The sequence below is a fragment of the Paractinoplanes aksuensis genome, from assembly GCF_024137025.1.
GTDB lineage: Bacteria > Actinomycetota > Actinomycetes > Mycobacteriales > Micromonosporaceae > Actinoplanes > Actinoplanes aksuensis.
The window spans coordinates 155898-176250 of the sequence record NZ_JAMYJR010000007.1; the positions used below are offsets into that span (position 1 = coordinate 155898).

Here is a 20353-nt window from a genome sequence, read left to right on the forward strand (position 1 = left end):
GTCAAGCACTGCAACCTCAGCCTCGGCGACGAGCGGCCAAGACACGGTGGGCCGCCTCTATGGCGTCGGCGTCGGGCCGGGCGATCCCGAGCTGATCACGGTGAAGGCGGCCCGGCTCATCGAGAGCGCCGACGTGGTGGCCTATCACGCGGCCCGCCACGGGCGGAGCAACGCGCGGGCGATCGCGGCCGGCCTGCTGCGCGACGGGCAGGTCGAGGAGCCGCTGATCTACCCGGTGACCACCGAGACGACCGACCACCCGGGCGGCTACCAGGGCGCGATCGACGAGTTCTACGCCGAGGCGGCCGACCGGCTGGCCGCCCACCTCGACGCCGGGCGCGACGTGGTCGTGCTCGCCGAGGGCGACCCGTTCTTCTACGGGTCTTACATGCACATGCACAAGCGCCTCGCCCACCGCTACCAGACCGAGGTCGTCCCCGGCGTCACCTCGGTCAGCGCCGCCTCGGCCGTGCTCGGGCGCCCGCTCATGGAACGCGACGAGGTGCTGACCGTTCTGCCGGGCACCCTGCCCCCGGCCGAACTGGCCGCTCGCCTGACCGGCACCGATTCCGCTGCCGTGATGAAACTAGGACGCACCTTCGACGGCGTACGCGAGGCCCTCACCCAGGCCGGCCGCCTCGAAGACGCCTGGTACGTCGAGCGCGCGACCACCGACCACGAGCGCAGCGCCCCGCTGGCCGAAGTCGACGCCGATTCCGTGCCGTATTTCTCGCTCGCCCTGCTCCCCAGCCCAGCCGCCACGGCATTTGTGGAAGGGGATGGGAAAGGCGCCGGCCGATCCGAGGAGGCAGGCCGGCCCGCCGCTGGGAGCGAGAGCCGGCCCGGCGCTCCGGGTGGGAGCGTGACTGTCGTCGGGCTGGGGCCGGGTGATCCGCTGTGGTTGACGCCGGAGGCTCGGGGTGCGCTGGCCGAGGCGGATGATCTGGTGGGTTATCTGCCGTATCTGGAGCGGGTGGCAACCGGGGCGCACCAGCGCAAGCACCCGTCCGACAACCGGGTCGAGGCCGAGCGGGCCGCGTTCGCGCTCGACCTGGCCAAGCGGGGGCGCCGCGTGGCCGTCGTGTCGTCGGGGGACCCCGGCGTGTTCGCGATGGCGGCGGCCGTACTCGAAGTCAGTGAGGACCCGCAGTGGAAGGACGTGCCCGTGCGGGTCGTCCCGGGTCTCACCGCCGCCCAGGCCGTGGCCGGCCGGGCCGGGGCGCCGCTCGGGCACGATTTCTGTGTGGTCTCGCTGTCCGATCGGCTCAAGCCGTGGCCGGTCATCGCCCGCCGGCTCGGCGCGGCGGCCGCGGCCGACCTGGTCATCGCGATCTACAACCCGGCCTCCAAGACCCGCCGGGAGCAGCTCGTCAACGCCCGTGACCTGCTGCTCGAGCACCGTGACGCCACCACGCCGGTGATCGTCGGGCGCGATGTCGGCGGGCCGCAGGAGGACGTCCGGGTCACCACGCTGGGTGAGCTCGACCCGGCCACGGTCGACATGCGCTGCCTGCTGATCATCGGCTCGTCCCAGACCCGGGCCGTGGCGCGCAGCGACGGCAGCACCTTCGTCTACACCCCCCGCAGCTACCCGGCCGAGTAGCCCGCAGCACACCCGAACCGGCGCCGATCGAGGCGTTCGGTCAGCGCACCCTGCCCGCTCCCCACGGCAACGGCACTGCAATCCACGAATCCGACAGCGGCGAACTGTCCGACCGATGAAAGGGGCGCCACCGAAAAGACTCCTACCGAAGGGCACGACCCACTGTGATCTCGCCTCGCCGCTGCGCCGCAGTCCTGGCCTCATCGCTGCTCCTGGGCCTTGCCCTCCCGCACGCCCCGGCCACCGCGGCCACCGCCAAGCCGGCGGCGAAGACGACGACCACCACGACGAAGACGACCGTCAAGTCCGTCATGACGACCAGCGCCGCCCCGGCCAAGGCCACCGCCAAGGCCGAGACGCCGGCCGTGCCCACCCTGGCCTCCCGCCTGGCCGCGGTGAAGTCGGCCAAATCGCTGAACTACTACCCGTCCGGCGGCGGCTGGTCGAAGATGTGGATGGACTGGAACCCCGCCAAGATCGACGCCGACCTGGCCAAGGCCGACGCGCTCGGGGCCGACAACGTCCGCGTCATCATCTTCCCGACCACCTTCGGCTGGCCCAAGCCGTGGTACGCCTACCAGGACAAGCTGGCCGCGTTCGTCGACATGGCGGCGGCCCGTGGCATGACCGTCAAGTTCACCCTGTTCGACTGGTGGGACGGCTACGAGGAGGTCGCCAACAGCGTCTCCTGGGCCAACACCGTGCTCAGCCGCTACAAGGACGACAAGCGCGTCATCTCGGTCGAGCTGCAGAACGAGTTCAACGCGAACGACGCCGCGGCCGTCGCCTGGGCCAAGAAGATGGTCCCGGCGATGCGGGCCTCGTTCCCGACCATGCCGCTGACCTTCTCGGTCGACGGCACGTCCGGCGCCCCGGGCATGGCGAAGATCAAGTCGGCGCTGGCCTCGACCCCGATCGACTACTTCGACTTCCACTTCTACGGCAACTCGGAGCGCGCGCTCGCCGTCATCCAGAACGCCCAGGCCACGGTCGCGCCCTACCCGATGGTGATCGGCGAGGTCGGCCTCAACACCCTGCAGAACACCGAGGGTGAGCAGGCCGCGTTCCTGGCCCGCGTGTTCGAGGCGGCCGAGGTGGCCGGCGTGCGGTCGGTGGCCCCGTGGACGCTGAACGACTTCGCCCAGGGCGCCATCCCGTCCTCGGCCGTCTCCCGCATCCCGGCCCAGTACAACTACGGCCTGTACCGGCTCGACGGCTCGGCCAAGCCGGCCGCCGCGGTCGTCAAGGCCGGCTGGACCAACACCGCCATGCCCGCTTCGCTGATGGACCCGAGTTTCGAGCTCTCCGCCGGCCAGAGCCCGTGGCGCGCCTACATGCCCGAGCTCGGCCTGGCCGTGAAGACGCAGTCGGCCGCCCGCACCGGCAAGTGGTCGATCAGCCTCACCAACACCGGCAAGACCTCGGCCGGCTCGCCCTCGTACCGCGTCTCGCCGGTCGACCCGGTCAAGGCCGGCCAGAAGTGGCGGGGCGAGGTGTGGGCCAAGGGCAGCGCGGCCACCGGCACCACCCAGATCGCGCTGAGCTGGTTCGACGCCAAGGACAAGTGGCTGGGCGGCGCGACGTCGACGTGGCTGCCGGTCGGCACCACCGGCTGGACCAAGCTGGTCGTGGACGGGGTCGCCCCGGCCGGCTCGACCAGCATGCAGGTTCACCTCAAGTCGGGCGAGAACAAGGGCACGGTCTGGTTCGACGACGCGGTGATCACCGCGTCCTGAGCCACCGGCAGACCGAGACGGGCGAACAGGCGCGTGAAGGCGGCCACCGATTCTTCCCATGAGGAAGGGTCGGTGTGCCGCCGTCCGGCGTTCGCGGAGGCCGCGACGATGGCCTCAGCCAGAGCCGACGGCGAGCCGGCCGAGACGAAGGTCGTCCCCGAGTACTTCTCGGCCGCCTCGACGAGCCCACCCACCGCGGTGACGACGACGGGCAGCCCGTGGCTCATGGCGATGTGCAACGGCCCGCTGGCCGAACTACGCCGATACGGAAGCACCACCACATCGGCGGCCGCGAAGAACTCATCCACTTCGGAGTCGGCGACGTAGCGGTTGACGAAGGTGATGCGATCCCGGGCCGACGAGTCGGCGATCATCTCAGCCGGAAGGGTCCAGCCTTCCCAGGTCTCCCCGACCACCGTCAGCGTGTAGTGCGAAGGAAGCTGCCCGAACGCCTGAACAAGATCTTCCAGTCCCTTGTACGGCCGGATGGTGCCGAAAAAGAGCAGCCGGCAGCTTCCCCCGGCGGCGCGAGGCCGAGGTGGGGCGGCGGTAAGAGATGCGGAGCGATCGTGATGGTCGAACGGCCCATGCAGCGCGATCTCGTCCGGGACCCCGTCCAAGCCGTACGTCGCGCGGAGGGCGACACGGTCGAAGCCGGAATGGACGATGACTCCGTCCGTCCGGCGCAGCAGCGGCTTGATCAATTTCCGGCAGTAGAGCGACGCCCACCGATGCTGCGCCTCCCCCGTGTCCTGCACCTCGTGGAACTCGACCACCACCTTGATCCCGGCCAGCCGCGCGACCAGGCAGAGCACGAGATACGAGTGCAGCACGGTGCCCGTCCACCACTGGAAGACGATCACGTCGGGCCGGAACGAGCGCAGGAACCGCACCGCCCGGAACAGGCTCGGCACCGCCCACCAGTCGACACCGTCGAGGACGCGTACCGAAGGGTCGTACGAAAGCTTGTTCAAAGAAACACCAACCCGGTCGCGGCCCGGGTAGAGCCGCGTCGGCAGCAGCTGCCGCATGAGGATCACGCCGACGTCGAAGCGGGAGTCCAGGGCGTTGCTGAGCCGGCAGGTGTAATAGCTGATCCCGGAGAGGAACCGCCAGCCCGAGCCGACGACCACCATCCGGGGCTTCTCAGGCGAAGGCGGCGATGCAGTCACGGTAGACCTCCTCGATCTGCGGAACGACGCGCGCGGCCGTGTAGTCGAGCCCACGCTGATGCCCGGCCACGCGCAGCCGCGCGGCCAGGCCGGGGTCGGTGAGCACCCGGGTCAGGGCGGCCGCGAGCGCGTCCGGATCACCCACCGGCACCTGCAGCCCGCTCTCGCCGTCGCGGATCATGGTGGCCAGCCCGCCGGCGTCGGTGGCGATCAGCGGCGTCCCGGCCAGCAGCGCCTCGACCGCCACCTGCCCCATCGGTTCGAGCACGGACGGCACGACCCCGGCCGCCGCGTGGTGCCAGGCCGCCATCACCTCGGGGTGCGCGACGTTGTGCCGCACGAGCACCCCGGGTGGGATCGGCGGGGTGTCCGCGCGGGGCGTTCCGAGGCAGACGAGGGCCGGTCGCGGGTCCGGCAATTTCGCGTACGCCTGAAAGAGCACATCGATGCCCTTGTGCGGCCCGAGCTGACCGACGAACAGCAGGTACGGCCCGTCCGGCAGCCACTGCGGCCGCGGCGTGTCCCGGGCCAGTTCGTCGAGGCCGTCCGGCACCAGGCTGCTGATCACCTGGACCGGCACGTGGCCCGGCAGCCGCCCGTTGATCACTCCGTCGGCCACGGACGGCGAGATGGCCGTCAGCGCGTCGATCCCCCGGTGCCGGTGGGCCCGCAACGCGGTGGTGAGCAGCGCCGACTTCGGCCGCCCGTACTGCTCGCTCGCGCACGGCACACACCGGCCCAGTCGGGGCCCGCCGCAGGGGCGGCCGTCCCGGGCGTACGTCTTCTTGACGCAGGTGAACCCGAAGTCGTGCGCCGTGTGCACGTGGGGCAGCCCGTCGCGCCCGTACCGCAGCGGCAGATAGCTGTACATCATCCAGTCGTGGCTGTGCACCACGTCGTACTCGCCGGTGCGCAGCACCCGCCGGATGGCCGCGGTGGTGAGCGGGTCGGCCGTGGTCGGGTGGAACGGCTTGGCCGCGTCCTGGTTCATCCCGGGCAGCAGCGAGTTGGCCACGCTGCGGACCCGCTTGACCCGTACGCCCCGGATCGTCTCGTCGTGGCCGGCCGCCGGTGTCGCCAGCGTCAGCACGGTGACCTCGTGCCCGCGCCGCACCAGCTCCTCGCTGCTGGTGGCGATGCTCCGCTCGAGCCCGCCGATCACCGGCGCGTACAGGTTGGACAGATGCAGGATCCTCATGCCCCTCTTTTCCGGACGGAGCTGACCGCCACCGCCACCGCGCCCACCGACTGCCCGACCAGCCAGGCGAGGCCGGCCGCCTCGATGCCGGTGCCGGGCAGCCAGAGCCAGGTGAGCGTCAGGCAGGTGGTGGCCATCAGCAGGTTGAGCCGCAGGCAGCGGCGGAACTGGCCGAGCGCGCGCCAGTGGGCGACGACGAGGTTGGTCACGGCGTCGGGCAGGGCGGCCAGCACCAGGATCTTGAGCAGCAGCCCGCCCTCGGCCGCGAAGTCGGCGCTGAACAGGCCGAGGATCCGTTCACCGGCGAAGAACAGCAGCAGCGCGGGCGGGCCGGTCACCGCCAGCACCACCCCGGCCGCCCGGGTCAGGCCGGTCGGCGCCGCGTTGGTCCGCTCGGCGTAGAAGGCCGAGGCCACCGCGGGCGAGACCATGAACAGCATCGAGGCGGTCATCCAGGCCACGTAGAAGTGGGCGTTGGCCTCGGGTCCGAGCCGGGCCGTGACCAGCACCGGCAGCAGCGCGGTGGGCCCGGCCTGGGCCAGGTTGATCAGGTGGTGGCCGCGCAGCGAGCCGCCGACGGGGCGCAGTTCGGTCCCGATCCCGCTGACGCCGAGCCGGGCGCCGGGACGCAGCCGGGGCAGGCTCGAGACCAGGGTGTACGCGGTGACCGCGACCGACGGCGCCGTCCAGGCGATCAGCACGACGGCGGCCCCGCCGTAGCCGGCCCACGTGAGCACCGCCAGCGTGACCAGCTTGCCCGCGGCCAGGGCCAGGTTGCGCAGCAGCATGCCGTGGCCGGCCCGGTGCGCGACGAACACGTTGTCGAGCAGTGTCGACGCGGTCAGGGCGACCGCGGTGACGACCAGCGCCGCGACGCCGGACGAGTCGCCCAGGAAGGCGAAGTGGCTCCCCAGCTCGGGCAGTGCGAGACCCGCGACCAGCGAGACGAGCGCGGTGGCGCCGCAGCCGAGGAACAGGCCGGCGCTGACGATCCGGGACCACTCGCCGACGGCGGTGCCGGGCAGCCGCTGGATGAACATGTGCCCGACGCCCAGGTTGGACACCATGCTGACCACGGCCGAGATCGAGATCAGCGCGGTCGCCGGGCCGATCGCGGCCGGGGCCAGCTCCCGCGCCGCCAGCAGCCAGTACAGGTATCCGAGCCCGGCGCTGCCGGCCGTGCTCGCCATGATCAGGACGCTGTTGCGGGCCAGCGAGTCCCGCGCCACGGTCTTCAGCACCGATGCCGTCCCGGCCCCTGGGCATAGAAGACGGTGCTGGTGGCGCCCAGGCTGATCTCGACGCGGTGCAGGCAGTTGTCGGGCGGCGCGGGCACGAAGACGTCGACCGAGCGGGTCGTGTCGGGGGTGACGGCGAGCGGCCGGCCGCTGACCAGGCGGGCACCGACCCGGACACGCAGGGGCTGGGTCGCAGCCGGTAGCCCGGCGCTGCTCACCCGCACGGGCACGTGGACGCCGCGGGCCGGGATGGTGACCGGGCCCCGGAGGTCGCCGGCCCACCCGTTGAGGGCCAGGCTCGTGTAACCCGGCAGCGGGGGGTGCGGCAGTCGGTCGTACGCGGAAAGGGCGACGAACCCGACGGCCAGGGTGAGCGCCCCGGAGGCGGCCACGACGGCGACGGTGCGCGGCAGGCGCGCGTCGACCGGCGCCCCGTGCGCGCGCTCGCGCAGCAGCACGACGACCCCGAGCACGGTGGCCAGGACGGCCAGCCCGATCGCGACCGTGCGGGGCCGGATGAGGATGCCCGTGGCGTGCAGCGTGATGGCCAGGAAGGGCAGGCTGACCAGCCCGGCCGCGATGGCCAGCCCGATCCGGGTGACCGTGGGCATGGCTTCGCCGGTGAGCGCGCGCAGCCACAACTCGCCCAGGGCGACCAGCGCGCCCAGGCACAGCGGCGTGAGGGCCCAGGCCGGCCCGTCAGCGAACGCGAGGACGGCCAGCGCGACGTAGGTGGCGGCGAGGATCCGGGGCGTCGTCACCGCACGGCCTTCCCGAGCGAGGCGAAGTCGAAGCGGTAGATCGCGATGTTGCCGCTGTCGTAGATCTTGATCGTCCACGGCGTCCGGTCGAACTTGGTCAGCTGACCGAGCGTGAACGCGGGCTGGTCACCGTGCGGCACCGGTTCATTGGTCTCGAAGTAGATCTGGATCTCCGGCACCTCGCGGGCCATCCGCCGGTCGACGATCAGGTAGGTGAAGCGCCACTCGCTGAGCTGCGTGATCAGCTGGGGCGAGATCTTCCGGTCGGGCTGGGCCAGGTAGAGCTCGTACGTGGGGAACGTGACCGAGCCGGTGACCGGCCGCTGCCCGCCGAACGAGCCGAAGATCAGCCCGGAGTAGCGGTCGGCCACGATCCGCAGGTCCCGGCCCTGGGTCGAGCGCAGCCAGGCCGACGCGGCCGACACCTCGGGGATGGACGAGCGGGTGTCCGAGCCGAAGACGGGCGGGCCCGGGAACCGGTAGGACGGGTTCATGCCGGCCGCCGTGTTGCCGACCATGACCACCGCGCACACCGCCAGCAGCGCCGGGCCGGTGTACCGGGGCGCCCGGTCGAGCAGCCAGATCACCAGCGGGGCCACGACCAGTGCGATCCCCAGATAGCTGAAGGCCCACGAGCGGCGCGCGCCCTCGGCCCCGCTCGGGGTCAGGATCAGCAGGGCCGCCGGGAAGTAGCACGAGCCGAGCACGAACATGGCCAGCGCGCCGTTGCGCGACACCGCGTCACCCTCGCGCTTGCGCCGCAGCCACAGCGCGGCGGCCAGCATGCCGAACGCGGCCACACCTTGCGCGCCGAACGCCGCCGCCCGCTCCCACCAGGGCGCGATCGACTCCCGGAACAGGGTGCGGCCGCCGCCCCCGCCCTCGCCGGCCATCCCGGCGATCTGGTCGAGGGCCTTGGCCAGGTACGGGTCGAGGTAGCCCGCGGTCCGTGGGGCGACCACCCACAGATAGGCCACCACCAGCACGGTGGCGGCCACGGTGAGCGCCCAGGCGGTCCAGGTGACCGCGCGCGGGTTGATCCGGCGCAGGGCCCGGGCCGTGGCCACCGCGCACAGGATCAGCATCACGCCGAGCAGCCCGAGCGCGGTCAGGTGGTGGGTGGCGATGGTCGCGGCCGACAGCATCACGGTCACCGCCGACCAGCCCAGCCGGGCCCGGCCGGCCGGCCCGCGCATCGCCCGGTGCAACGCGACCAGGGTCCACACCAGCAGCGGGATGGCCAGCGACTCGTACCCGAACTGGGTGTCGAAGAAGAGGAACGAGCTGTTGAGGCTGTAGATGATCGTGGCCACGGCGGCGATCCGGGCGTCCTGCCAGATCTCCTCGGCCAGCACGGCCACGCCCAGCACGACGAGCAGGTGGGCCACGATCAGCACGATCAGCGCGCCGTGCCAGATCGAGACGCCGGTGAGTCCGCTGATCGCGGCCACCGTCGAGTGCAGACCCGGGAAGTCGCCGACCACCTTGACGATCGGGTTCTGCTCGAACAGGTGGCCGTCGAGCAGGATCTCGCGGGCCTGACGCCAGTGGGCGAACTCGTCGTGGAACAGCGGCCCGTCCGGCGTGCGCAGCAGTTTGGGCAAGTAGGTGAAGCCCGCGTACGCGGTCAGCACCGCCACCCGCAGCCGGGCCCCCGAACCGCGGCGGACCAACCAGTACACGGCGGGCAGGGTGAAGACCAGCATGCCCGCCCAGAACAGGGCGAACTGCCGGCCGGTGTCCCACTCGGCGGCACGGTTGGCCGCCACCAGCAGGGCCGCCCCGGCCGACCCGGCCCCGGTCAGGGTGGCCGCGCAGAGGACGGCCGGTCGGCGCGACGCCGTCGCGGGCGCCTCGGGCGGGCTCGCGACGGCGGCGGTCGGGCCGGGGGCCGGCCGGGTCAGGGTCATCGGTCGCCGGCTCCGGCGCCGGCCTTGGCCTGCTGGATGATGTGGACGGGCGGGGCGACGCTGGCGTAGATCTCGCGGGTCGCCAGCACGACGTCGCTCCAGGTCGGCAACGCGTTGCGGCCGTGCTCGGCCCGGGCCGTGCCCGCCGCGACCCGCAGGGCCTCGGCCAGCGCGGCCTCGTCGTCCGGGTTGACCAGCCACAGCGGGGCGCCCGGGGTGACCATCGCGGCCAGCTCCCGGTGAGCCGGGATGAAGCTGGCCACGGTCGGGATGCCGGCGGTCAGCGCGTCGGCCACGGCCATGCCGAACGCCTCGTGGCCGGACGCCGAGACCACCGCGGCGGCCGACGCCATCCGGGCCTGGAAGGCGCCGCCGGGCAGCCGCCCGTGGAAGACGACCCGCTCCGGTCCCAGCCCGAGCCGCTCGGCCAGGTACTCCCACTCCTCGCGGGCCGGCCCGGCGCCGACCACGTCGAGCCGGTGGTCGGCCGGCAGGTGGACCATCGCCTGGATCACCCGATCGACCCGCTTGTAGCGCTCGAGCCGCCCGACGCAGAGGATGCTGCGTCCCGGCTCGGGCCCGGCCACCAGGTCGGGGGCCGGGTCGGTGCCGTTGGGTACCACCACCAGCCGCCCTCGCGCCTCCGGGAAGTGGTTGATCAGCAGTTCCCGCTCGGCCCGGGAGACGCAGATGATCCGCCCGGCCCGGGCCACGATGCGCCGGCCCAGCGGCCGGTAGATCGGGTGCAGCGCCGCGCGCAGCCGGCTGTGCCCGGTGCCGTGGTAGTGCGGCGTGAACACCAGGGGCGTGCGGTTGGTGAGCGCGGCCGGCAGCGCGGCCAACGCGTGATAACTGTGCGCGTGCAGCACGTCGTAGCGGCCGGCGTTGCGGCGCAGCCACCGCCACAGGCCCATCGACAGCCGGTAGTTGGCCGCCTTGACCGTGAGCGGGAACCGGCGGACCAGCACTCCGTCGATCGATTCGACCGAGCCGATGGTGTGCTGGGTCAGCACCTCGACCTCGTCGCCGGTGGCCACCAGCGCGGCGCACAGCCGCCGGACGTGCGTCTCGACGCCCCCGATGTCGGGATGATAGGCGCTCGTGACGACGCCGATCCTCACCGCGCGCGCTCCGGCGCCGGCTGGGTCGCGGCCCGCCGCCGGCGCGGCCACTCGCGGGCGATCGTGCGCAGCACCCGCAGCCCGTCGGTGAACGCGTTGAGGTTGCTCTCGCCGTGGATGCGCTGCTGCTCGTAGCTGGGCACCTCGACGATGCGCAGCCGGGCCCGGGCCGCCCGCAGGGTCAGCAGGGTCTCGATCTCGAAGCCGTCGCCCCACAACCGGCCGTCGGCCCGGGTCGTGCTGTCCAGCGCGAACGCGTCGAGGTGGCGGGCCCAGAAGGCGTTGTAGCCGTAGCAGAGGTCGCTGTAACGGGTGTTGAAGAGCAGGTTGACCATGGCACTCAGGCAGCGGTTGCCGGCCCGGCGCAGCCGCGTGATGTCGGCGCTGCCGCCGCTGCCGGCGAAGCGGGAGCCCTTGGCGAAGTCGGCCCCGGCCCGCAACTCGGCGATGAAGCTGGGGATCTCGCGCGGGTCGGTCGACCCGTCGGCGTCGATCATGACCAGGATGTCGCCCGTGGCGGCGGCGAACCCGCAGGCCAGCGCGTTGCCCTTGCCGCGGCGGTTCTGCCGGACGACGCGGATGCCCGGCATCAGGCGGCGGGCCACGTCGACCGTGTCGTCGGTGGATCCGCCGTCGACCAGAATGACCTCGTCGACCGCGGGCAGGGCGGCCATCACGTGGGGCAGGTTGAGCGCCTCGTTGAGCGCGGGGATGATGACGCTGACCAGGGGCTCACCGGCCGCGACAAGCATCGGCGGCGGGATCTCGGCGCCCGCTCCGGCCTCCGGGCGGGTGTAGGGAACCGTGGACATGACTTCACTCCAAGACTCGGTGGGGTCGTGCGGGAGGCGCCCGCCGGGGCCTGTCGGGGCACCGGCGGGCCACCTGGTCAGACGCCGGAACCGTGAACGGTCCAGGAGTAGATGTCCTGCTTCGACAGGCCGGTGCCGGTGGACGCGGTGAAGCCGATCCACGCCTCGGAGTCGCGGACGTGCTGGGCGAGGTCGATCCCGCGCTCCAGCACCAGTTGCTCGGTCGAGCCGGCGCTCAGCGCCTTGACGTAGACGCGCAGGCGGTGGTCCTCGGCGTCGTAGACGATCCGGGCGTTGAACGGCTTGCCGAACAACGGGATCGGCGCCTCGGTCGTGTCTTCCTGGTAGTCCGGGTTGCCGCCGAGCACGACCGCGAGGTGGTTGCGGCTCGGGTCGTACGAGTTCTGGTAGGTGTCGAACTCGACGGCCAGGCTCGGCTTGATGCCGCGGTAGCCCAGGCCGCCGCCCCACCCGCCGAGCGCCCGCGGACCCTCGGTCTGCACGACGAACGCGATGCCGTCGGCCCCGGGCCGGAAGTGGTGCAGGTAGACCTTGAACGCGGACTCGAACGACTGCGTGACGTCGAGCTTCTCGAGCGACCAGGCCGAGCCGGACTGGCGGTAGCCACCCGGGGTGAGCCGCAGGATCTTCTGCCGGACCTTGTCGCCGGACGACAGGATCAGGTCGGCCGCGCCGTTACGGTCGAGGCTCTTGCCCGCGCCCTTGAAGGTCGGGTAGTCGATCAGCGGGTCGTCGTCAGCCGCGAGGGCGGGTGCTCCCGCTGCGGCTATCGAGAGGGTCAGGGCGGCGGCGAGGCCACCCCACACCACCCTCGAGGAACGTGAGGAAGACACAGTTCTGCGCTCCAATTCGGATATTTTGCCCCACTAGGACGTGGCCTAAGGTAGGGCAGCGCGCAGAACCGCGTGAGTGAGATGAGGCTATTTATCCCGAATCGGAGGCACTTGCTCCGTTAGCCACGAATGGAACGCGCCGATGTGGTGCTCGCTCGGCACGAGCACACCCCCTTGCGCGTACGTCCGGGAGGCCATCGACGGCTGGCAGCGCTCGCACGCCTCGAAGTCCTGACGGTTGACCCGATCGAACAGCTCGACCGAGCGGCTCAGGTCGACGCCCGAGGAGACCACGTCGGGCCGGAACAACCAATCGCACTCGACGATGGTGCGATCCACGGCCAGCGGATACATCCGGTGGAAGATCACGTGGTCGGGCACCAGGTTCACGAAGACCTGGGGCTTGATCGTGATCGCGTAGTAGCGGCGGTCCTGCTCGGCGGCCAGGGTGCCGATCGGGGCCACGCCGGGGCTGCCGTCCACCGTGAAGCCGGCCACGTCCCGGCCGAACTCGGCGCCGTGTCCCACGTAGTACTGCGCGGCGTAGCCCCCGGCGAACTCCGGCAGCACGTGCACCAGCTCGGGGTGGATCGTCGCGCAGTGGTAGCACTCCATGAAGTTCTCGATGATCAGCTTCCAGTTGGCGGCCACGTCGTACCGGATGCGCCGGCCCACCTCGAGCGTCTCCAGCGCGTACCGGCCGATGGCGGCGAGGTCACCGAGGCGTTCGGCGCAGGCCCCCATGACGTCCTGCTCGAAGCTCGGCGGCTCGTCGGCCAGGCATACCCAGACGTAGCCCAGCCACTCCCTGACCTGCACTTTTCTTAACCCGAACTCATCTCGGTCGATGTCCGGCATCTTGACCAGGTTGGGCGCGGCCACGAGCTTGCCGTCGAGGCCGTACGCCCACGCGTGATACGAGCATCTGAACGTCCGCTTCACGTTTCCCGACTCCTCGACGCACAGCCGGGCGCCGCGGTGGCGGCAGACGTTGAGGAAGGCTCTGGCCTGTCCGTCGGCACTGCGGGTGACGATCAAGTTCTCCCGACCGACATTCACCGTACGGAAGGAGCCCGGCTCGCCGATGTCGGTGCTCCGGGCGACGCAGAACCACATCCGCTCGAAGATCGCCTCCTGCTCGGCCGCGAAGATCGCCGGGTCGGTGTAGTAGCGGCCGGCCAGCGTGGGCATCAGGGACGACGTCATCCGAACCTCCGCGGATCGAACAGCCCGATGGGGTGGACGGTCGCGCCACAGGTCGCCAGGTCGGCCAGGATCTCGCCCACCACGGTCACGAACTTGAACCCGTGGCCCGAGAACCCGCAGGCCACCGTCACCGACTCATGGGCCGGATGGCGGGCGATCACGAAGTGCTCGTCCGGCGTGGTGCTGTACATGCAGGGCTCGCCGCGCAGGAACCGGCCGGGCAGGTCGGGCAGCCGCCGCCCGCAGTAGGCGACCATCTCGGCGATCTCGTCCTCGTGGACCGCGGTGTCCAGGGTGTCCGGCGTGGTCGGCGTGCCCCGCCGGAAGAACGCGATCTTGGCGCCGCCCTCGGGCCCGTCGATGGCCGGGAAGCCGTAGATCTGGCCACCCTCGGCGTCCTCCCAGACATAGATCGGGTGCCGGTCCGGCCGGAACGGCTCGACGCCGCCGCGCGGCTGGTACCAGTGCTGCACCTGGCGCTCGATGCGGAACTCGATCCCCAGGTCGGCCAGCAGCTCGGGCGCCCACGGCCCGGGCGCGAGCACCAGCTGACCGGCCGTGTACGAGCCGCCCGCGGTGGTCACCCGCACCCCGTCGCCGACCGGCTCCCAGCTCGTCATCGGCTCGTGGAAGCGCAGGTCGGCGCCGTGCTTGCCCGCGAGCTGCAGGTTGGCGGCGACGGTCGCCTCGGGCCGCACGAAGCCGGCCTTGGCCTCGTAGAGCGCGATCTCGTCGGGCTGCGGGGCCAGGGTCGGGAAGCGTCGGCGCAACTCTTCCGCGTCCAGGATCTCGTGCTCCAGGCCCCACTGCTCGGCGCTGGCCCGGCTGCCGGCCACGGTCCGGCTGTCCGGGCGGCCGATCATCAGGCCACCGGTCAGTGTGATCACGTCCCGGCCCGAGTCCGTGGCGAGCTGGTCGAACAGGTCGTACGCGCGCAGCAGCAACGGCACGTACTCCGGGCCTTCGAAGTACGACTGCCGGGTAACCCGGGAGCCGCCGTGGCTGGCCCCGCGGTCGTGGGCCGGACCGTACTTCTCGAGGCCGAGCACCCGCTGACCGCGCGCCGCGAGCTGGAAGGCGGCGGCACTGCCCATGCCGCCGAGACCGACAACGATGACGTCGTACGCCGACAAGATGCCTCCAGGTGGTTCAGGCGCGCAGCCGTTCGTGCTCGGGGTCGAACAGGGGCTCGGCGGCGACGGTGGCGCGGAGCCGGCGGTCGAAGTAGCCGATCGTGACCTCGGCGCCGGGCCGGGCCAGGGCGGCCGGAAGCCAGGCGTACGCGATCGGCGCCCCCACCGTGTGGCCGTAGGCGGCGCTGGTCACGAAGCCGACCGGTGTCCCACCGTCATACACCGGCTCGCGGCCCATCGGCACGGAACCGGCGTCGTCCAGCACCAGGCAGGTGAGCAGCCGGTCGGTCTTCTCGTCGAGCGCATCCCTCCCGATGAAGTCACCGGCGTCGCGGCGAACGGCAAAACCGACCCCGCTTTCGTACGGGGTGTCCTCGGCGGTCATGTCGGTGCCCCACAGCCGGTAGCCCTTCTCGAGGCGCAGGCTCGTGAAAGCGGCCCGCCCGGCGGCGATGAGGCCCAACCCCTGGCCCGCCGCCCACAGGGTGTCCCACAGTTTCAGGGCACAATCGGCCCGGGTGTAGATCTCCCAGCCCAGCTCGCCCACGTACGACAGCCGCAGCATCGTCACCGGGACCGTGCCGACATAGCCCTCCCGAGCCTGGAAGTAGCGGAAGCTCTCGTTGGACACGTCGATGTCGGTGAGCGGGGCGACCAGCTCGCGAGCCCGCGGACCCCACACGCCGAGCCCGCCGGTGCTGCCGGTGACGTCCCGGATCCGGACGCCGGGCGGCGCGTGCCGGCGCAGCCAGTGCAGGTCGATCGGGCCGTTGACACCGACCTGGAACCTCTCCTCGCCCAGCCGCGCCACCGTGACGTCGCTGCGGACCTTGCCGGCCTCGTCGAGCAGCATCGTGTACGTCACCGAGCCAGCCCGCTTGTCCACGTTGTTGCTGGTCATGGCCTGCAGGAAACTCACCGGGCCGTCGACCTCGAGGCGCATGAGCGGGGTCATGTCGTACAGGGCGACGCTCTCGCGGGTGATCCGGGCCTCGGTCCCGGCGATCGGCGACCAGTGGCGGCTCGACCAGGCGTCCCGCTCCCTCGGCACGGGGGCCGGGTTCGACTCGTACCAGAGCGGCCGTTCCCAGCCCGCAGCCTCGCCGAAGACCGCGCCCAGCTCGACGTGCCGGGCGTGGAAGGGTGTCGTGCGGACGTCGCGGACACCGGGCGGGTCGAGCGGATGGACGATGTCGTAGACCTCGACGAAGCTGCGGATCGAGCGCTCCCGCACGTAGGCCGGGGCCAATTGCGTACGGTCGAAGCGGTTGAGATCGCACTCGTGCAGGTCGATGCTCGGGCGACCGGTGACCATCCACTCGGCGACCTCGCGCGCCGCGCCGGCCGAGTGGGTCACCCAGATCGCCTCGGCGCTCCAGAAGCCGGGCCGGTCGGCCGCCTCGCCCAGCAACGGGAAGCCGTCGGCGGTGAACGAGAAGACACCGTTGAATCCGTCGGTTCGTTCGGCATCTTTGACAACCGGCAGAAGGTCGGCGGCGGCTGCCCAGGACTCGCCGAAAGTGTCGGGGGTGAACGGGAGCATCGACGGGTGCTCACCCTTCGACAGCTCGTCCAGGCCCACCGGCATCGGCTCGTGCAGATAGCTGCCGATGCCCAGGGCCTCGCCGTGCGCCCGGAAATAGAGGTCCCTGTCCTGGTGGCGCAGGATCGGCAGGTCGTCGTGGGCGCCGGCCGGGCCGGTGCGCACGTACTGGTGGGCCATCGGCAGCAGGGGGATCGTGACTCCGGCCAGCGCCCCGATCCGCGGGCCCCAGAACCCGGCGCAGCTGACGACGATGTCGGCCTGATATGTCGCGCCTTCCGTGCGTACTTTGCTGATCTTTCCTTTTTCGATGATCAACTCGACGACCCGGGCCTGGGCGACGAATCGGGCGCCGTTCTCCTTCGCTCTTCGTGCCTGCCGCTCACCGGCCTCGACGGCCAGAGCCAGGCCGTCGGTCGGCACGTGCAGTCCGCCCTCGACCCGGCTCTTGTCGAGCAGGGGGAACAGCTCGGCGCACTCGACCGGGTCGATCACCCGCGAGCCGATCCCCCACGACTGGCCGAAGCCGAAGCGGCGGTGCAACTCCTGCAGCCGTTCCGGCGTGGTTGCCACTTCGAGGCTGCCGACCGGGCGGAAGCAGTCCAGCCCGGTCAGTTTCTCGACGGTGTACTTCGCCATCCGGGCCATCGTCCGCGACGGGTTGGTCTGGAAGACCAGTCCCGGGGCGTGCGAGCTGGAACCGCCGGTCACGAACAGCGGCCCCTGCTCCAGCACGGTGACGTCGGTCCAGCCGCGCATGGTCAGCTCATCGGCGAGGGCACAGCCCACGATCCCGGCGCCGATGATCACCACCTTCGGGCCCATGGCTCAGCTCCCGGCCGGGATCCAGGGCTTCCAGGTGGCCTCGTGCTCGGTCACCCACTTCTCGGCAGCCTTCTCGGCCGACATGCCCTGGTTGGTGATGTAGTCCGAGACCAGGTTCTGGTCGTCGTTGCTCCACGTGAAGTTCTTGATGAACTGATAGGCGGTGCTGTTGGCGTCGGCGAACTTCTTGCTGGCGATCTTGTCGAGCACGTAGTCCGGGTAGTCGCAGGCCACCTTCTTGGTGTCCGCGTCACAGCCCTCCTTGTACTCGGGCAGCTTCACCCGGACGTACTTCTCCTGGGCGAACAGCCACTGCGGTTCGTAGAAATAGAAGAGCAGCGGCTTGGTCTGGGCCGAGGCCTGCTGGGCGGCCTTGATGATCGCCGCCTCGCTGCCCGAATAGACCACTGTGTAATTCAGCTTGAGATTGCTGACCAGGGCTTCGTCATTGGTGACGAAGGACGGGTCGCCCGCCAGGAACTGCCCCTTACCCTTCGACTCCGAGGTCTTGAACAGGTCGGCGTACTTGTTGAGGTTTTTCCAGTCGGTGATGTCGGGATACTTGTCGGCCATCCACTGCGGCACGTACCAGCCGATCGTGCCCTGGTTGCCGGTCGGGCCGACCTCGACGGCGACCTTCTTGTCCTCGATATAGGTCTTCTTGAGGTCGGGGTGACCCCAGTTCTCGACGATCGCGTCGACCTCGCCGGTCTCGAAGCCCTGCCAGGCGATCTCTTCCTTGAGGTCCTTCTTCTCGACCGTGTAACCCATCTTCTTCTCGAGCAGGTGGGCGATGACGGCGGCGTTGGCCTCGTAGCCGACCCACGGGTTGATCGCGAGGTTCACTGTGCCCTTGGCCCCGGCGCTGGGCTCGTCCTCCCCCGCGCCCGAGGTGGCGCCGCCGCACGCGGTCAGGGTCACTATCAGCGCCGCCGCGGCGGCCGTCCGCAGAGTTCTCATCGTCGAGGTCCCTTCGTGTGGTGGAAACCCTGGGTCAAGCGGTCGAGCACGATGCCGAGCAGCACGATGGCGAGCCCGGCGGCCAGGCCCCGGCCGAACAGCTCGCGCTGCGAGAAGCCGGCCACGACGTCGTATCCGAGGGCCCCGGCGCCGACCAGGCCACCCACGACGACCATGGCCAGGACCATGACGATCCCCTGGTTGGCCGCGAGCAGCAGGCCACCGCGGGCCATCGGCAGCTGCACCTTCCACAGCAGCTGCCGCGGGGTCGAGCCGGCCGAGAGCGCGGCCTCGACGACGGTCGGCGGCACGTCGCGCAGCCCCCGCTCGACCAGTCGCACCACGGGCGGCACGGCGAAGATGACCGCAGCCACGATCGCGGTGAACCGGCTCGCGCCGAACAACGCCACCGCCGGCAGCAGATACACGAACGAGGGCATGGTCTGGGCCGCGTCCAGCAGCGGGCGGATCCCGGTGGCGAGGCGGTCGTGACGCGCGCAGAACACCCCGACGGCCACGCCGATGGTCATCGTCAGCACGATCGCCACGAGCACGGTGGCCAGCGTCTGCATCGAGTGCTGCCACAGGCCCAGCCCGGCGATCCCGGCCGAGGCGAGCGCGGCGATCAGGGCCGCCCGCCACCCGCTGATCAGCGTGCCGAAGGCGGCCACAGCGGCCACGAAGAGCCACCACGGCGTGGTCACCAGCACGGTCTCGAGCGGATCGAGCACACCGGCGCTGATCCCGTTCTTGAGCCCCTCGGTGACGTCGAACCAGTGCAGCTCGATCCACCCGACGAGGTCGTTGACCGGCCCCGCGAACGAGTAGCCGGGCAGGTCGTCCGGATCGATCCGCACCACAGCCGCAACCACCACGACGGCCAGCGCGACGCCCGCGCCCACCCACCGCAGCCGGCGCTGCCGAGCGGTGCGGTGGACCCGGGTGCGGCGGGCGGCGTTGGTGGTTATCCGGTCGAGCACCACGGCCAGGATCACGATGGCCAGCCCGGCGTCGAAGGCCGCACCCACGTTGACCCGTTGCAACGCGCTCACGATGTTCTGCCCCAGGCCGGGCGCGTCGATCAGCGCCGTGATCACCACCATCGACAGCGCCAGCATGATCGTCTGGTTGACGGCGAGCGCGATCGTGGTGCGAGCCATCGGCAGCCGCACCTTGCCCAGCAGCTGCCACCGGGTCGAGCCGAGCGCCGTGGCCGCTTCCACCGCCGTCGGCGAGACCTCGCTGATCCCCAGCGCCGTGATCCGGATCGTGGCCGGCACCGCGTAGATCATCGTGGCGATCACCGCGGCCGGCTCCCCGATCAGGAAGAGCAACGTCATCGGGGCCAGATAGGCGAACGTCGGCATGATCTGCATGACGTCGAGCACCGGCCGCAGCGTCGCCCCGACCCACCGCACCCGGGCCGCCAGGATCCCGAGCGGCACCCCGATCAGCACCGAGAGCAACACCGCCGAGACCGTCAGCACCAGCGTGTCGACACTCTGCTCCCACAGCCCGAGCACCCCGAAGGCCAGGAACCCGCCCAGCGCCAGCAACCCCGTGCGCCACCCGGCCAGCACCGCGCCGATCGCCGCCACCGCCGCCACCAGGCCCGCGAAGCCGAGCCCGGTCAGCGCCCCGTAAACGCCGTCGACCAGCAGCCGCACCCCCAGCCGCACGTAGTTGAAGCCGTACAGGAAGAACGGGCTGGAGTCGCGGTTGGCATCGACCCAGTCCCGCACACGGTCGAAGAACCGAAACGCGGCCGCGTCGCTGCTGTCGGCTGCCCCCTCCGTCCGAAACACCAGATAGGCCACCACGGTCACGACAACCGCCCCCGCGGCCACCATCCGCCGCCGCCCCGCCCCACGCCGCCGCGGCCCAGCCACACTCGGGGCCGACTCGACCACCCGCCCGTCCGGCCGAAGCGCCGGCAACGTCGCGGTCACGCCCGCCCCCTCCCCACGCCGGCCCTCTCCCCGCCCGCGGCCCGACGTCCTCGCCCCACCCGCATTCCTCGCGCGACACGGTGGGCGCGCGGAGCCTGCACTTCCTCCCCCGGCCGACCATCGCGCGTGACCAGATCTCCTCGCGCTTCCCGACCACCGCGCGCTTCCCTGCCACCGCGCGGGGTCTGGCCTCCTCGCACTTCCTTACCGCCGCGCAGCACCCGGACGTCCCGCGGGGCAAGCTCCCCGCGCGCCTTCCTTCCACCGCACGCGGACTGGCCTCCCCGCACTTCCCCATCGCCGCGCGGCACCCGACCGTCCCGCGCGGCCGG

General features: G+C 71.4%; 15 protein-coding genes. 2 read left to right on the top strand and 13 right to left on the bottom strand.

All coding sequences use genetic code 11. The features are described 5' to 3' along the window. Nucleotides 1-46: 46 nt before the first annotated feature. Nucleotides 47-1603: a precorrin-2 C(20)-methyltransferase gene (locus tag M1L60_RS08765; protein ID WP_253236824.1), complete on the top strand. Its 1557-nt coding sequence runs from the start codon at nt 47-49 to the stop codon at nt 1601-1603. Between the two features lie 164 nt (nt 1604-1767). After that, nucleotides 1768-3339, top strand: a complete 1572-nt coding sequence (locus M1L60_RS08770; RefSeq protein ID WP_253236825.1) for a glycoside hydrolase 5 family protein — start codon at nt 1768-1770, stop codon at nt 3337-3339. Here the strand turns inward: M1L60_RS08770 and M1L60_RS08775 are convergent. The 13 genes from M1L60_RS08775 to M1L60_RS08835 all read right to left on the bottom strand — a co-directional run bounded on the left by M1L60_RS08775 (nt 3273) and on the right by M1L60_RS08835 (nt 20021). After that, nucleotides 3273-4511, bottom strand: a complete 1239-nt coding sequence (locus tag M1L60_RS08775; RefSeq protein ID WP_253236826.1) for a glycosyltransferase — start codon at nt 4509-4511, stop codon at nt 3273-3275. The two genes, M1L60_RS08770 and M1L60_RS08775, sit on opposite strands and share 67 nt — an antisense overlap. Then, entirely contained in the window at nt 4486-5709 is a 1224-nt protein-coding gene (locus M1L60_RS08780; RefSeq protein WP_253236827.1) for a glycosyltransferase family 4 protein, read from the bottom strand. Before M1L60_RS08780 ends, M1L60_RS08775 begins: the two co-directional genes overlap by 26 nt. Then, nucleotides 5706-6950 (bottom strand): lipopolysaccharide biosynthesis protein, encoded by a 1245-nt coding sequence (locus M1L60_RS08785; RefSeq protein WP_253236828.1) that lies wholly within the window; start codon nt 6948-6950, stop codon nt 5706-5708. Before M1L60_RS08785 ends, M1L60_RS08780 begins: the two co-directional genes overlap by 4 nt. Next, the gene (locus tag M1L60_RS08790; protein WP_253236829.1) at nt 6944-7708 is read right to left on the bottom strand and encodes a hypothetical protein; all 765 of its coding nucleotides are present in this window, start codon (nt 7706-7708) and stop codon (nt 6944-6946) included. The genes M1L60_RS08785 and M1L60_RS08790 overlap by 7 nt, the downstream gene beginning before the upstream one ends. Further along, nucleotides 7705-9618, bottom strand: coding sequence for a putative glycosyltransferase family protein (locus M1L60_RS08795; protein WP_253236830.1), 1914 nt, complete (start codon nt 9616-9618; stop codon nt 7705-7707). The genes M1L60_RS08790 and M1L60_RS08795 overlap by 4 nt, the downstream gene beginning before the upstream one ends. Next, nucleotides 9615-10739, bottom strand: coding sequence for a glycosyltransferase family 4 protein (locus M1L60_RS47750; protein WP_253236831.1), 1125 nt, complete (start codon nt 10737-10739; stop codon nt 9615-9617). Before M1L60_RS47750 ends, M1L60_RS08795 begins: the two co-directional genes overlap by 4 nt. Continuing rightward, on the bottom strand, nt 10736-11551 hold the full coding sequence (locus M1L60_RS08805) for a glycosyltransferase family 2 protein (RefSeq protein WP_253236832.1): 816 nt from the start codon (nt 11549-11551) through the stop codon (nt 10736-10738). The genes M1L60_RS47750 and M1L60_RS08805 overlap by 4 nt, the downstream gene beginning before the upstream one ends. A gap of 77 nt (nt 11552-11628) precedes the next feature. Continuing rightward, entirely contained in the window at nt 11629-12405 is a 777-nt protein-coding gene (locus tag M1L60_RS08810) for an L-type lectin-domain containing protein (RefSeq protein WP_253236833.1), read from the bottom strand. Nucleotides 12406-12492: 87 nt separating this feature from the next. Beyond that, nucleotides 12493-13611 carry an aromatic ring-hydroxylating oxygenase subunit alpha gene (locus M1L60_RS08815; protein ID WP_253236834.1) on the bottom strand — a complete coding sequence of 373 codons (1119 nt, stop codon included), beginning with the start codon at nt 13609-13611 and terminating at the stop codon, nt 12493-12495. Further along, complete coding sequence (gene solA / locus M1L60_RS08820) at nt 13608-14744, bottom strand: N-methyl-L-tryptophan oxidase (protein ID WP_253236835.1); 1137 nt, start codon at nt 14742-14744, stop codon at nt 13608-13610. The genes M1L60_RS08815 and solA overlap by 4 nt, the downstream gene beginning before the upstream one ends. 16 nt (nt 14745-14760) lie before the next feature. Further along, nucleotides 14761-17112, bottom strand: coding sequence for a GcvT family protein (locus M1L60_RS08825; RefSeq protein WP_253236836.1), 2352 nt, complete (start codon nt 17110-17112; stop codon nt 14761-14763). 3 nt (nt 17113-17115) lie between these two features. Further along, nucleotides 17116-18072: an ABC transporter substrate-binding protein gene (locus tag M1L60_RS08830; RefSeq protein ID WP_253236837.1), complete on the bottom strand. Its 957-nt coding sequence runs from the start codon at nt 18070-18072 to the stop codon at nt 17116-17118. After that, on the bottom strand, nt 18069-20021 hold the full coding sequence (locus M1L60_RS08835) for an ABC transporter permease (protein WP_253236838.1): 1953 nt from the start codon (nt 20019-20021) through the stop codon (nt 18069-18071). Before M1L60_RS08835 ends, M1L60_RS08830 begins: the two co-directional genes overlap by 4 nt. Nucleotides 20022-20353: the final 332 nt, after the last annotated feature.